Below are 13,502 nucleotides of genomic sequence, written 5' to 3' on the forward strand. Positions count from 1 at the left end.
ACCGGCAACGCCGATTGCCGCGAGGATTGTCGAACGCCATGGGCAGCAAGCCGAATTCCATCGCCTGGCAGGTCACGTTGCCGTGGAGGGCAGACAGCCCGCAACGGCGCAGGATCGCCACACAGGCCGATGCCGGGCCGGACGCCGGCGTGCCGCTTGGCGGCATTGGCGCGGGCACGATCGGCCGCGCCATTCATGGCGGCTTTTCGCGCTGGACCATCAAGGCAGGACAGCTTTTCACGGCCGAGCTGGCCGAATGCGGTTTCGCTCTCTGGCATGCCGGGCATGGCGCCCGGGCGCTCAGGCAAAGCGCCCCGCCCGGCTGGCTGGCCGATCCGTCCGGGGAACATGCCGCACTCTATCCGAAGGCCTGGCACAGCTACCGCTCGGCCGGACTGCATGCCGTGGTGGAGCAGACAAGCCCCGTCGTGCCGGAACTGGCCGCCGACAGCGATCTCCCCGCCGGCCTGTTCCGGATCCATGTCCAGAACGAAGGCCGCGACGCCGCGCAAGGCGCGATCATGTTCTCCTTCTCCAATCTTTGCAGCGCGTTCCGGGAGTTCAACGGCATCGGGAACCCCGGCGGAGTGGCCGGACAGCGCAACCGCGTCAGCCGGTCCGCCCGCCATCAGGCCATCGTGATGGAACAGGACACCGCCGGCGATCCCGACGAGGGACAGGGGTCCATGGCAATGGCCGTAGGTCTCGCCGACGGCATCGAGGTCTCGGCCTGCGCTGCGTTCGACCCCGCCCGCGAGGGGGCGGCCCTCTGGGATCTGTTTGCCCGGGAGGGCCGTGTCGACCTGCCGGATGTCCCCTGGACGAGCGGTGGCGGTTTCAGCGAGTTTCCGGCGGCCGCGCCATGCGCCGCGCTTTGTGCGCGCTTCGCCCTTCAGCCGGGGGAAAGCCGCACCATCGGTTTCGCGCTCGCCTGGGATTTCCCTGTCATTCGCTTCGGCCAGGGCCGCCGCCACCTGCGCCACCATACCGGACGCTGGGGTGCCGGCGGCACCAATGCCGAAGCAATCGCCTTGCATGCCCTTGAGAAGGCGCAGGTCTGGAGCGATGCCGTCGACCGGTTTCACGACGATGCCCGCGAAAGGCTCCGGCTGCCGCCCGCGGCCGCGGCACTTGCCATCAACGAGCTCTACTTCATCGCCGACGGATTGACGGTCTGGACCGCGCCCGATGCCGAAGGCCGCGAACATTTCGGCCTGATCGAATGCCCGGATTATCCGCTCTATGACACGCTCGACCTGTGGGTCTATGCCGCCGCCGCCGTAGCCGACCTTTATCCCTCCCTTTCCCGGCTGGTCACGCGCGCCTATGCCGCGCAAGTGCCGCTCGATGACCGCCAGCAGCGCTTCCACCTGCGCTCCAACGCGCGTTTCCCGCGGCAGCGGGCCGGCATGTTGCCGCATGACCTCGGAGCACCGAACGCCGATCCCTTCGTGCGCGCCAACGACTATGCCTATCAGGACAGCAGCGCCTGGAAGGATCTGAATGCCATGTTCGTGCTGTGCGCATGGCGCGATGCCCGGCATGACGGCGATCTTGCAATGGCTTTCCATCCGGCGGTTACGCAGGCCATGGAAGCGCTTGCCTCCTTCGACCGCGACGGCGACGGCATGATCGAGAATGACGGCACGCCGGACCAGACCTTCGACAACATCCCCATGACCGGGATCAGCGCCTATTGCGGCGGCCTCTGGCTTGCAGCGCTGGGTGCTGCGGCCCGCCTTGCCACGATGGCCGGCGACGAGGCCTCCGCCACCCGCTGGAAGGAAATGGGCGCGCGCGCGGCAACGGCCTATGAAGCCGCCTTGTGGACCGGAAATCATTTCCGGCTCGACAGCGCCGGCCGTTTCGCCGACGCCATTCTCGCCGAACAGATGTTCGGGCCTGCAACAGCGCGTTTGCTGGACCTTGGCGATGTCATCGATCCGGTGAAGGCGCGCAAGGCGCTGCGCACCGTCTATGATGAGAATTTCCTGCGGGCCGGACAGGGCCGCGGCGTCGTGGCCGTGACGTCCCCGGTCCACGATTCCACCCTTTATGCCCCCAAAGGCGAAGAAGGCTTGCAATGGGACGAGATCCTGATCGGCTTCAACTATTCCTTTGCCGCGGCCTTGCGTGCCTATGGCCTGGAAGATGAATGCCGCACCCTGATGCAGGCCTTGGCATGGGAACTGGGCAGCAAACGCGGCCTCCATTTCCGAACGCCCGCAGCAATCGTCCCGGGAAAGCCCGAAATTCGCGCCCAGATGAACATGCGCCCGCTGGCGGCATGGGCGCTCGCCCGACCGGTTCACCTGAACGGATAAAGCCACTTGCGATAATCGTCGATCAGAACATGCGCCTTCTCGATTTCATCCGCGGTCATCTTCTTGACAACCTCCTCCTGCGAGATCGCAGCATCGGGGTCGCCACCGATGGCGGAAAGAACATACCAGGTATAGGCCCGCACGAGGTCGGGCGCGGGAAGGCCGCGGCCGGTCTCGTAATACCACCCGATGCCGGACTGGGCGCCGGCATGCCCCTTCATCGCAGCGCGCAGATACCACTCGAATGCACGCCGGTCGTCGCGCTCGACACCAAGCCCCATGGCATACATCACGCCGATCAGCTCTTCCGCGTCGGCATTGCCGGAGCGCGCCGCCGGTTGCAGTTCCTCCATCGCCTCGGCAAAGCGGTTCTGCTCCATCAGGTCGCGCGCGCCCTCGATATCGGCCCGCGCCGCCGCCGGGGCCAGCAACATCGCCATGGCCAAAGCCATCACCGTCCTGCCCATGGTATCCCTCCCCTGCTGGCAGCCCTCTCCGTCATCGTGCCGCTGCATGTCGCGGCGGCGGAAAACCTGCCCTTGCCGGCACCGCTCGGCCCGGAGGATTTTCCCCGATTTGACATGCGCAAGGCAAGGCTCGGCCAGCTTCTTTTCTACGACCCGGTCCTGTCGGGCAATCGCAACATTTCCTGCGGCACCTGCCACAGCCCGTCTCTTGGCACCGGTGACGGTCTGTCGCTCGGCATCGGCGAAGGCGGCACCGGCGTCGGGCCGGAACGGTCGCCCGGCACCGGCGAAAACCGCATTCGCAAGCGCATCCCGCGCAATGCCCCCGGCCTGTGGAATCTCGGCGCCCGGTCGGTGACCGTGCTGTTTCACGACGGCCGGGTCAGCCTGTCCGGCCTCTACGGCAACGGGTTCAACACGCCGGCTGAGGAATGGTTGCCGGACGGCCTGGACTCCGTGCTTGCCGCCCAGGCGCTGTTTCCCCTTGCCTCGCAGTTCGAGATGGCCGGCGATCCGAAGGAGAACGAGGTTGCCGGCGCGGCCTATGACCGGATCGACAATGTCTGGCCGATCCTCGCCAAGCGTGTCCGGATCATTCCCGAATACGGCCAGCTTTTCGTCGACGCCTTCGATGACGTCGCGACCCCGTCCGACGTGACGATCGTTCACATCGCCAATGCGCTCGCAGCCTTCCAGGGCTTCGAGTGGATGTCCTACGACAGCCCCTTCGATCGATGGCTGGCCGGCGACGAAGAGGCACTCGACGCCCGGCAACTGGCCGGGCTCCGCCTGTTCTACGGAAAGGCCGGCTGCGCCGCATGCCATGCGGGCAAGCTCTTCACGGACCAGGATTTCCATGCGCTCGCGCTGCCGCATTTCGGACCGGGCCGGACGCGGCGTCATGACCCCTATGTGCGCGATGTCGGCCGCATGGGCATCAGCGACCGGCTGGAGGATGCATACCGGTTCCGCACGCCATCCCTGCGCAACGTGGCGCTGACCGCGCCTTACGGGCACAATGGGTCTTACCGGACGCTCCGGGGTATCGTCGCGCATCATCTCGATCCGCGGGACGGATTCCGGACATGGCAGCCGACGCAAGCCATCCTGCCGGATGTGCCATGGCTGGCCCCGGCCGACTTCATTGCCTTTTCCGACAGCCGCGAGCGCGAGCGGCTTGCTTCGCGCATCGACATACGCCCCGTGCAACTCGATGAGGCCGGAATTTCCGATCTTGTTGCCTTCCTGGAAGCCTTGACGGGCACCGGCTCCGTCAAGGGGCGGCTGGGCAAGCCCGCGCGCGTTCCCAGCGGACTGGAGGTGGATTGATGGCCCGTGTCCTGGTCGCCGGCATGGCCGTTGCAGACTTCATTTTCCAGGTCGACCGCATGCCGGCCAGGGCGGAGAAATACCGGGCGCGGGATGCCCGGGTGGCTGGCGGCGGCTGTGCAGCCAATGCCGCGGTGGCCGTTGTCCGCCAGGGTGGCGAGGCCCTGCTGGCGGCCCGGCTCGGCGGCGACCAGGTCGGCGACCTGATCCTGGCCGGCCTTGCGGCGGAAGGCGTGGACACCCGCCTCGTGCGCCGCGCGCCAGGCGGAATGTCATCCTTCTCCTCCATCTATGTCGATGCCGCCGGCGAACGCCAGATCATGAACTTCCGGGGCAGCGGCCTGCCGGAAACCGCTGACTGGCTGACGCAAACCCATGGCGCTGAGGCCGTGTTGGCCGACAATCGCTGGCCTGCCCTGACGCGCAAGGTGCTCGCCCTGGCCAGGACAGCCGGCATTCCCGGAATCGTGGATGCCGAGGCCCCGGTGACACCGGACGATCTGACCGGCGCAAGCCACATCGCCTTTTCCATGCAGGGCCTGGCCGACTTCGCGCCCGGAGCCGCCGCGGCCGATGCGCTGCGCCTGGCCCGTGGCGAAACCGGCGCCTGGGTCTGTGTCACCGACGGTGCAAGCGGCGTGCTTTTCCTCGACGGCGACACACTCGCCCACGTGCCTGCCATCGCCATCAGGCCGGTCGATACCCTTGCCGCCGGCGACATCTGGCACGGTGCCTTTGCCCTGCTTCTGGCCGAAGGCGCGCCGGAGCGTCAGGCCATCATCCATGCAAATGCCACGGCAACGCTGAAGTGCCTTGCCTTTGGCGGCCGAGAAGGTTGCCCGGATCGGGCGGCAACCGGGAACTTCCTGAAGGAGAACGAGCAATGCAACTGATACCGGGCAAGCTGTGGGGCATGCGCCGCATGGCCGATGCCAATGGCCTCTTCAAGATGACCGCCGTGGACCAGCGCCCGCCCATCAAGCAGCCCATAGCGGCCCGTCTCGGTGTGGACGAGGCGCCCTGGAGCGAGGTTGCCCGCTTCAAGCAGCTTCTTGTCGAGAAGCTGCAAGCCGACAGCACGGCCATGCTGCTCGATCCGCACTACGCGATACCGCAGGGAATCGACCGCCTGTCGCCGGACAAGGGGCTGATCGTCACGCTTGAGGATTCGCTGTTCCGCGAGACGCCCGGCGGCCGGCTTTCCGCCAGCATCGATGACTGGTCGGTGGACAAGATCAAGCGCATGGGCGCGGACGCGGTCAAGGTCCTGGCCTGGTACCGGCCCGATGCCGCGCCGGATGTCTGCCAGGCGCAGAAGGACTATGTCAAACGGATCGGCGAGGACTGCGCCCGCTTCGACATCCCTTTCCTGTTCGAGTTGCTGGTCTATCCGCTGGCCTCCGACGCTTTCCAGACGACGGACTATGTCGAGATGGCAGCCAAGAAGGCCGATCACGTCCTCGCCTCCGTCGAGGCTTTCGCGCATCCCGATTTCGGCATCGACGTGTTCAAGCTGGAAAGCCCGGTCAATGCGGCCGGGGCCGACGGATCGGCCGGCGTGCAGGCCCTGTTCGACGAGATGGGCCGGCTGGCGGGTCGGCCCTGGGTCATGCTGTCGGCGGGTGCGGGCAAGGCCGAGTTCCGCAACGTCCTGGCCCATGCTTTCAAGGCCGGGGCGTCGGGTTTCCTGGCCGGACGCGCCATCTGGCTCGACGCCTTCAACCACTATCCCGACTGGGACGCGATCACCGCCGACCTGGAGACCGGGTCGGTGGACTACATGAAGGAGATTTCCGCCCTTGCCGATGCCTCGGCGCAGGACTGGCGCAGCCATCCCTGCTACGGGTCCGGCGGCGCGCAATTCATGCCGAACGACGCCTCGTTCCGGCACCAGTACCAACCCATGGGAGCCTGAGCCGTGACAATCGGTATCCTGCCGCTGGGCCGCTCGACATTCGACGTCGACTTCGCCAACCGGAAACTGGCCGCCATGCTGGCGCGTCTCGATGCGACGGGGCGCGCCTTCGCCGGGCCCCGCGAACTGTTGTTCGATGCCGCGCAGGCGCACGCCGCGATCGCCCAGCTGCGCTCGTCCGGAATCACCCGCTTGCTGATCCTGCAGGTGACGTTCACCGACGCCTCGACGGCCGTGAAGGCCGCCGGCGACCTGGACGTGCCGCTTGCCATCTGGGCCGTGCCCGAACCGCGGCTGGGCGGACGGCTTCGCCTCAATGCGTTCTGCGGGTTGAATCTCGCCAGCCACGCACTCAGCCTGAACGGGCGCGGCTTCGGCTGGCTCTATGCGGACCCTGAAACGGTACCCGGCGGTGACATTGACGATCTGCTGGACGGCGGACGGTTGTCCGGGCATCTCGAAGGCCGGGTTGCCGCCATGCCGGCGGAACCGGGCCGCGCCATCGCAGCCGCCATCAGTGGCCGGCGCATCGGTCGCATCGGGCAGCATCCGGAGGGTTTCGACACCTGCGCCTACGCACCCGGCAAGCTTGCCACGCTGGCAGGCGTGACAGTGGACGAGATCGGCCTGGAGCGCCTTTTTGAAACCGCGCGCGGTGTACCGGATGCGGATGTCTCGGCCGTCCGTGCCTTGGCGGACGAGCAGCTGGACAGTCTCGATACCGTTGACCAGGCGGAACTGGACCGGTCGCTCCGGCTCAAGGCTGCCTTGTCGCAGATCGGCGGCAAGGGCGGCTATGATGCTTTCGCCATCCGTTGCTGGCCGGAAACCTTCACCGAATATGGCGGAGCTGTCTGCGGGCCGGTCTCGATGATGGGCGAGGAACGCGTGCCTTGCGCCTGCGAAGCGGATGTCTATGGCGCGCTGACGCAGATGATCCTTCAGGAGGCAGCCGGCGCCCCGGTCTTCCTGACCGATCTCGTCGATGTCGACGCGGCCGATGACAGTGCGGTCGTCTGGCATTGCGGACAGGCGCCGATCTCGATGCTGGCCGAGGGCGAGCGCGCCGGGGCGACGATCCACACCAACCGCAAGATGCCGCTTCTCTACCAGTTCGCGCTCAAGCCGGGCCGGGTGACGCTGGCGCGCGTCTCGCAGGCCTTCGGGCGCACCCAGATGATTCTCGCGGGCGCGGAAATGCTGGACCGCCCGATGGCCTTCACCGGCACATCCGGCACGCTGCGCTTCGACAGCGGCGCGAAGGCAGCGCTCGACGCAATCTTCGCGTCGGGTCTTGAACATCACATGGCACTGGCATACGGCGACCATCGCGCTGCGCTCGCAAGCGTCGCGGCGGCGCTGTCCATCCCGGTTCTGGAGATCTGACGATGGTTCGCTACGGTTTCATCGGCGCCGGCATGATGGGGCAGGAACACCTTCGCAACCTGGCGCTTCTCGACGGTGTCACGGTCACCGGCATCGCCGACCCGGATGCCGCAATGCGGGCGGCCTCGCTCGCCACGCAGGGCGGCACCGCCCGCGTCTTCGCCGATTACCGGGATCTCATCGCCGCCGACATCTGCGACGCCTATGTCATCTGCTCGCCCAATGATGCCCATCACGCAGCCCTGCTGGACGTGCTGCCGGCCAACAAGCCGGTGCTTTGCGAAAAGCCGATGTGTACCACCGTCACCGATTGCCGCGATATCGTCCGCCGCGAGGCCGGCCGCAGCGCGCCGCTCTGGATCGCCATGGAATACCGCTACATGCCGCCGATGCAGCGGCTGCTGGCCGAGGTCGAGGCGGGGACGGCAGGCCGGCCGGTGATGATGGCGATCCGGGAGCACCGCTTCCCCTTCCTCGTCAAGGTGGGCGACTGGAACCGCTTCGCCACCCGCACCGGCGGAACGCTGGTCGAGAAATGCTGCCATTTCTGGGACCTGATGCGGCTGGTGCTGAAGAGCGATCCCGTGCGGGTCTATGCATCCGGAGCGATGGACGTGAACCACCGCGACGAACGCTATGGCGGCAAGGTGCCCGACATCATCGACAACGCCTTCGTCGTGGTCGATTTCGAGAGCGGCGCGCGCGGGATGCTCGATCTGTGCATGTTCGCGGAAGGGTCCCGGTGGCAGGAAGTGGTGTCGGTGACCGGGCCGAAGGCACGCATTGACGCCTGCGTGCCCGGCCCTGCCCGCTTTGCGCCGGATGGCCGGGAGCGCCGCTCCCGCATCGTTGTTTCCGACCGGGCAAGCAAGATGGAAACGGTTGAAGAGATCGATGTCGACGAGACCATTCTGGGCGCCGGCGACCATCACGGGTCGACCTTCTATCAGCACCAGCGCTTCCTCGATCTCGTCCGGACCGGGCATGGACGGCCGGAGGTCACCGCGCAGGACGGGCTATGGTCGGTTCTCGTCGGCGCGGCAGCCGAACAGTCGGTTCGCACCGGCCAGGCCATCGAACTGGAGAGTTTTCAATCATGACGGACCTTCGTCGTTTCGGAACCCTGCCCGGCGGCGCCACGGTGGACGCGGCCACCATTGCCGGCGGTGGATTGACCGCCACCGTCCTCACCTATGGTGCCGTCCTGCAGGATCTCAGGCTCGCCGGTCACCGGCCGCCTCTGGTGCTGGGCTTCGAGACGCTGGACGCCTACCTCGCCCATTCGCGCTTCTTCGGCGCCACCGCCGGGCGCTGTGCCAACCGCATCCGCGACGGGCGCTTCACGCTCGATGGCCGCGACCACCAGCTCGACCGCAATTTCCTCGGCAAGCATCACCTGCATGGCGGCAGCGCCAGTATCGGAAAGCGGCTCTGGACGCTGGAGGATGTTCAACCGGACAGTGTCACATTGTCGATCACCCTGGCCGACGGCGAAATGGGCTATCCCGGCGAGATGCATATCCGGCAGATCCTGTCCCTGCCCGGCGGCGGCATGCTCGACATCGCAATGGAGGCGCGCAGCGACGCCGCGACGCTGTGCAACCTGGCCCATCACAGCTATTTCAACCTCGATGGCACGGACACGATCCTCGACCACGAACTGCAGGTGACGGCGGACCACTTCCTGCCGGTCGACGGCGAACTGATCCCGACCGGCGAGATCGCTCCGGTGGGCGGCCATGCCTTCGATTTCCGGCAGCCACGCCGCCTTCGCGAAGTCTGCGCGCAAAAGCGGATTGACCACAATTTCTGCCTGGCCGGCCGGCGCCGGCAACTCACGCATGCCGCAACGCTCCGCGCCCCCGCGTCGGGCGTCTCCATGGACATCCGGACGACCGAGCCCGGCCTGCAGGTCTATGACGGGGCACCGCTCGACGTGCCTGTGCCCGGGCTGGACGGGCGCCGCATGGGCGCCCATGCCGGCATGGCGCTGGAGCCGCAGGACTGGCCCGACGCGATCCATCATCCGGCCTTCCCGCAGGCCATACTGCGTCCCGGCGAAACCTATCGCCAGCACACGCGATTCGTTTTCAGCAAGGAACCGGAAGCATGATCCTGATCACGGAATTCATGGACGACGCAGCCGTGGCAGCGCTGCGGGCGCGCCACGACACGGTCTACGATCCGGGCCTTGCCGACCGGCAGGCCGAGATCCCCGGCAGGATGGCCGGCGTGCGGTCCCTGATCGTGCGCAACCGGACACAGGTGACGGAGGCGCTGCTGGCGGCGGCACCGGATCTTGCCTGCGTCGGGCGGCTGGGTGTCGGGCTCGACAATATCGACATGGCCGCCTGCGAAAGCCGCGGCGTCACCGTCTACCCGGCAACCGGCGCCAACAACCTGAGCGTCGCGGAATATGTGATCACCGCGGCCATGACGCTGCTGCGCCGTGCCTGGTTTTCCAATGCCGCCATGCTGGCCGGTGAGTGGCCCCGCCAGGCCTGTGCCGGCCGCGAACTGGCCGGAAAGACGCTCGGCCTCATCGGCTTTGGCGCCATCGCCCGCGATACGGCCCGCCTTGCCCGGTCACTCGGCATGGAGATCGTGGCATTCGACCCCTTCGTGCAGGCTGGCGATCCCGGCCTCGGCGGCACGCGGCTGCTTTCGCTGGACGAGGTTCTGGCGCGAAGCGATGTCGTCAGCCTGCATGTACCGCTTACAAACGAAACGCGGCACCTGATCGGCGAATCGGCGCTGCGGCGCATGCGCAAGGATGCGATCGTGGTCAATGCCGCGCGCGGCGGCGTGGTGGACGAGGCCGCATTGGCCGCGGCCCTGGAAGACGGCCGGATCGGCGGCGCCGCACTGGATGTGTTCGAGACCGAACCGCTGACCGCAGAGGCGGCGGAACGCTTCGCCGGACTGTCCAATCTTGTCCTGACGCCGCACATCGCTGGCGTCACGGAAGAATCAAATACCCGTGTATCGGCGCTGATCGCGGAACGGGTCCTGGTGCATCTCGGCACGGCGGCCTAGGGCACCGCCGCGCCAGCGCACCGGTTGCCGCCAGGACATGGCAGGAGACGGCCCGCCCCTGAAAGTCAGAAACGGGGTTTCGCTTTGTCCCGCACCTGTTAGAAAGAGCCAAGGACCGATTGTGTGTATCCCCCGGCATGGCGGTCGATTCCTGATGCCCACTGGACCAGAGAGCCGTCGGAACTCAAAGACATTGGATATCCGCAAGATTCTTGACGAACAGATCGCGAAACGGAATGCGCGCTCGGCCCCGGAACGCGCGCGAATCTACGAGGCTTTCCGCTTTCGCATCATCGAACTTGCCTCCCGGCAAGGCCTGACCGAAGACCATGCCAGGGTCCGGCTGATTCTGGATCAACTGGCGCTGGCCGTGGACCAGATCGAGGCCCGTCTTGCCGATCCGCCGGTTGCCAGGGACTTTTCCGACCCGGCCGGACTGCCGCCCCTGTATCCGGCGGAAGCCGTTTCGGCACCCGACGCACCGCCGCTTGCCACACACGCCGCTCCCGCGGGGCCGGTCCCCGCGCGCCGCCGCACCGGTCTTGCAGGCGCAGGCCTTGCACTCGCCGCCATGCTCATGGCGGGCGCGGCCTGGTACGTGTTCCAGCCGTCCCAAACCGGTGCCGGTACGGGCGACAGCCCCCGCACCGTCGCGAGTTCGAACACGGCCGGGTCCGGCAACGCAGTTCTCAGCCTTTCTGGCAGCGCACTTTCCCGCTTCAAGACAAACCGTGGCTCCGTCATCGAGCCATCCGGCGAAGCACTGAGGATGTCCAGCACGCTCACCAAGGCCACATCGGCAGGGCGAACCGGCGGCGCATACCTCCAACTGGAACCGGCGATCGAGAAACAGGTGTCGGGTCACACCATCACGGTGACACTTGAGGCGCGGCCAGCCGCCAAGTCACCCAGTCCGCAGTTTTTCGTGGCCTATTCCACCGCGGCAGCCGGCAATTCCGGATGGCGGAAATTCGCTGTCAGGAACGGCACAGGCACTTACAGCTTCGACTACGCCGTGCCATCCCAGCAGGATGGTTTCAACTCCGATTACCTTGGCATTTGGGCCGACCCGGAGGGAAAGGGGCGTGGCATAGACCTGCTCTCCGTCTCCATCCGGATCAAGGAATGAGGCCGGCACAGGCGCACCTGTCCTGCACGATCGGCACAGATGGTTACCCGGCTCGGCAGATCGTGGGTTTCCTTGTCCGGCCGTATTTCCGCACACTCTAAACGACCGCCTCCATGCTTGATAAACGGGGGAAAAAAAGGCACGAGGGGCCAAACCCGAATGACATACCCAAAGGCATGATGCTCTCGACAGCGATCTACGACGTCCTCGAAGGCACCCGGCGCATGCCGATGGCCGTGGTTCTGGCCTGGGAAGACCTGAAGGACCGCTATCGGCGCAGCTATCTTGGCCTGGCCTGGATCCTTCTGTCCTTCGCGGCCTTCATTCTCGTCAAGACGCTGGTCTTCAGCAGTATTTTTGACCGGCCGGGCTACGACTATTTCTCGCACCTGGTGATCGGTTTCGCGCTTTTCGGCTTCATCAGCCAGTCGATTGCCGGGGCGGCGAACCTGTTTCTGGCAAATCGCACCTGGATCCTGAGCACCAACCTGCCCTACTCGCTCTACGCGCATGTCGCGGTATTCCGCTCGCTTGCCGAACTGTTCCTTGTCTCCGCGGCCGCCCTGCCGCTGGTCATCTTTCTTGGCAGCGTCCATCCGGGTGTCCTGTGGTCCCTGCCGCCAGCCATCGCACTTTACTACGTCACCGCGTTCGGACTGAACCTGATGCTGGCGCCCCTGGGCGCACGAATCCGCGATCTCGTCCACGCGATGCGGACCGTCATGCGCATGCTGTTCTTTGCGACACCGATCCTGTGGGTGGCAACGCCGGGAACCACCCGCAGCATGGTTGCCCGCTGGAATCCCGTGACCTATTACCTCGATATCCTGCGGGTTCCCCTGATGAAGGGCGAATTCCCTGCAACGGCCTGGGTCATATGCCTGGCAACGAGCCTGGGTGTCCTTGTGCTGGGCCTGATCGTCTTCTCCGTCACGAAGAAGGGCGTACCGCGTTGGCTGTGACGACCGACCCCGTTTTTCTCGAGGCGGACAATGTCTCGATTGCCTTCCCCGCCCCGCCGCATCTGCGCGCGCGCGATGTCGCCGTGGGCGGACGGTTCCAGCGTATCGGGCGAACGACCCGGCTTCTTGCTGTCGATGGTGTCTCTTTCCGGCTGGATGCAGGCGACAGCCTCGGCCTGCTCGGGCATAATGGCTCGGGCAAGACGACATTGTTGCGGGTCCTGTCGGGAATTCTGCCACCCGATACTGGCCGCGTGCGTTTCGCCGGGTTGCTGGGCAATGCCCTCAACACGACGCTCGGATTCCGGGGTGAAGCAACCGGCCGCCACAACATCCGCCTCAAGTCGATGATTGCCGGTTGCCGGCGCCGCGATATCCCGGACATCGTGAGGGATGTGGAAGCGTTTGCCGAACTGGGACCGTTTCTCGACATGCCGCTGAACACCTATTCCGCGGGCATGCGCGCGCGGCTTGCCTTCGGGATAGCGACCGCATTCCGCAACGACATCCTGATTCTCGACGAATGGCTGGGCGCCGGCGACAAGCGCATGCGCGAACGCGTTCAGCAACGCATGAGCGACTATGTCGCCCATGCCAGCATCACGGTTCTGGCGAGCCATTCGGAAAACCTGCTGCGGGCGGTTTGCACCAGGGGACTGGTCATGGAGCACGGACGTTCGGTGTTCTTCGGCCCGATTGAAGACGCGATAGCCCATTACGAACGGCAGGTGGAATGAGGTTCGCCATGCCGATGCCTGATTCGCATTCGGGATGGTTCGATTTTTTCGTCCCTTCGCATCGGGATTGGATATTGAAGGTTGTGTAAAATTTTATTAATATACCTTAGGATGCAAAATGTTCATGGTTCAACCGCTTGACGGTCATTGGACAGGAAACGAATTCACAAGGCGCATCGGAGCACGCGGCTTGCAAATGGCTGTTGCAGCGCAATCC

General features: G+C 65.8%; 12 protein-coding genes. 11 read left to right on the top strand and 1 reads right to left on the bottom strand.

Features of this window, described 5'->3' with window-relative positions; translation table 11 throughout:
• Nucleotides 1-38 precede the first annotated feature (38 nt).
• Nucleotides 39-2,324 carry a GH116 family glycosyl hydrolase gene (locus R3D65_RS14005; RefSeq protein ID WP_371275860.1) on the top strand — a complete coding sequence of 762 codons (2,286 nt, stop codon included), beginning with the start codon at nucleotides 39-41 and terminating at the stop codon, nucleotides 2,322-2,324.
• Here R3D65_RS14005 and R3D65_RS14010 read toward each other — a convergent pair.
• Nucleotides 2,309-2,791, bottom strand: coding sequence for a tetratricopeptide repeat protein (locus R3D65_RS14010; RefSeq protein ID WP_371275861.1), 483 nt, complete (start codon nucleotides 2,789-2,791; stop codon nucleotides 2,309-2,311). The genes R3D65_RS14005 and R3D65_RS14010 overlap by 16 nt on opposite strands.
• A gap of 36 nt (nucleotides 2,792-2,827) precedes the next feature.
• Between R3D65_RS14010 and R3D65_RS14015 the strand changes: the two genes are divergently transcribed.
• The 10 genes from R3D65_RS14015 to R3D65_RS14060 all read left to right on the top strand — a co-directional run bounded on the left by R3D65_RS14015 (nucleotide 2,828) and on the right by R3D65_RS14060 (nucleotide 13,285).
• Complete coding sequence (locus R3D65_RS14015) at nucleotides 2,828-4,120, top strand: cytochrome-c peroxidase (RefSeq protein ID WP_371275862.1); 1,293 nt, start codon at nucleotides 2,828-2,830, stop codon at nucleotides 4,118-4,120.
• Nucleotides 4,120-5,013 carry a PfkB family carbohydrate kinase gene (locus tag R3D65_RS14020; RefSeq protein WP_371275863.1) on the top strand — a complete coding sequence of 298 codons (894 nt, stop codon included), beginning with the start codon at nucleotides 4,120-4,122 and terminating at the stop codon, nucleotides 5,011-5,013. The genes R3D65_RS14015 and R3D65_RS14020 overlap by 1 nt, the downstream gene beginning before the upstream one ends.
• Nucleotides 5,004-6,035: a tagatose 1,6-diphosphate aldolase gene (locus R3D65_RS14025; protein ID WP_371275864.1), complete on the top strand. Its 1,032-nt coding sequence runs from the start codon at nucleotides 5,004-5,006 to the stop codon at nucleotides 6,033-6,035. Before R3D65_RS14020 ends, R3D65_RS14025 begins: the two co-directional genes overlap by 10 nt.
• A gap of 3 nt (nucleotides 6,036-6,038) precedes the next feature.
• Nucleotides 6,039-7,421 carry a hypothetical protein gene (locus tag R3D65_RS14030; protein WP_371275865.1) on the top strand — a complete coding sequence of 461 codons (1,383 nt, stop codon included), beginning with the start codon at nucleotides 6,039-6,041 and terminating at the stop codon, nucleotides 7,419-7,421.
• A 2-nt stretch (nucleotides 7,422-7,423) separates the two neighbouring features.
• Nucleotides 7,424-8,521 carry a Gfo/Idh/MocA family protein gene (locus tag R3D65_RS14035; RefSeq protein ID WP_371275866.1) on the top strand — a complete coding sequence of 366 codons (1,098 nt, stop codon included), beginning with the start codon at nucleotides 7,424-7,426 and terminating at the stop codon, nucleotides 8,519-8,521.
• Entirely contained in the window at nucleotides 8,518-9,534 is a 1,017-nt protein-coding gene (locus R3D65_RS14040; RefSeq protein WP_371275867.1) for an aldose epimerase family protein, read from the top strand. Before R3D65_RS14035 ends, R3D65_RS14040 begins: the two co-directional genes overlap by 4 nt.
• Nucleotides 9,531-10,457, top strand: a complete 927-nt coding sequence (locus R3D65_RS14045) for a hydroxyacid dehydrogenase (RefSeq protein ID WP_371275868.1) — start codon at nucleotides 9,531-9,533, stop codon at nucleotides 10,455-10,457. Before R3D65_RS14040 ends, R3D65_RS14045 begins: the two co-directional genes overlap by 4 nt.
• A 193-nt stretch (nucleotides 10,458-10,650) precedes the next feature.
• A complete protein-coding gene (locus R3D65_RS14050; protein ID WP_371275869.1) occupies nucleotides 10,651-11,586 on the top strand; it encodes a hypothetical protein in 936 nt (311 codons plus the stop codon).
• Nucleotides 11,587-11,762: 176 nt separating this feature from the next.
• Nucleotides 11,763-12,548, top strand: coding sequence for an ABC transporter permease (locus R3D65_RS14055; RefSeq protein ID WP_371275870.1), 786 nt, complete (start codon nucleotides 11,763-11,765; stop codon nucleotides 12,546-12,548).
• Nucleotides 12,545-13,285 (top strand): ABC transporter ATP-binding protein, encoded by a 741-nt coding sequence (locus R3D65_RS14060; protein WP_371276044.1) that lies wholly within the window; start codon nucleotides 12,545-12,547, stop codon nucleotides 13,283-13,285. Before R3D65_RS14055 ends, R3D65_RS14060 begins: the two co-directional genes overlap by 4 nt.
• Nucleotides 13,286-13,502 lie beyond the last annotated feature (217 nt).

The organism is Zhengella sp., from assembly GCF_041397485.1.
GTDB lineage: Bacteria > Pseudomonadota > Alphaproteobacteria > Rhizobiales > Rhizobiaceae > Zhengella.

Excerpts from the sequence above, each read along its gene's own strand:
- R3D65_RS14025 (WP_371275864.1), top strand. The coding sequence starts at position 5,004 with ATGCAACTGATACCGGGCAAGCTGTGGGGCATGCGCCGCATGGCCGAT.
- R3D65_RS14040 (WP_371275867.1), top strand. The coding sequence starts at position 8,518 with ATGACGGACCTTCGTCGTTTCGGAACCCTGCCCGGCGGCGCCACGGTG.
- R3D65_RS14010 (WP_371275861.1), bottom strand. The coding sequence starts at position 2,791 with ATGGGCAGGACGGTGATGGCTTTGGCCATGGCGATGTTGCTGGCCCCG.
- R3D65_RS14020 (WP_371275863.1), top strand. The coding sequence starts at position 4,120 with ATGGCCCGTGTCCTGGTCGCCGGCATGGCCGTTGCAGACTTCATTTTC.
- R3D65_RS14055 (WP_371275870.1), top strand. The coding sequence starts at position 11,763 with ATGATGCTCTCGACAGCGATCTACGACGTCCTCGAAGGCACCCGGCGC.
- R3D65_RS14035 (WP_371275866.1), top strand. The coding sequence starts at position 7,424 with ATGGTTCGCTACGGTTTCATCGGCGCCGGCATGATGGGGCAGGAACAC.
- R3D65_RS14005 (WP_371275860.1), top strand. The coding sequence starts at position 39 with ATGGGCAGCAAGCCGAATTCCATCGCCTGGCAGGTCACGTTGCCGTGG.
- R3D65_RS14045 (WP_371275868.1), top strand. The coding sequence starts at position 9,531 with ATGATCCTGATCACGGAATTCATGGACGACGCAGCCGTGGCAGCGCTG.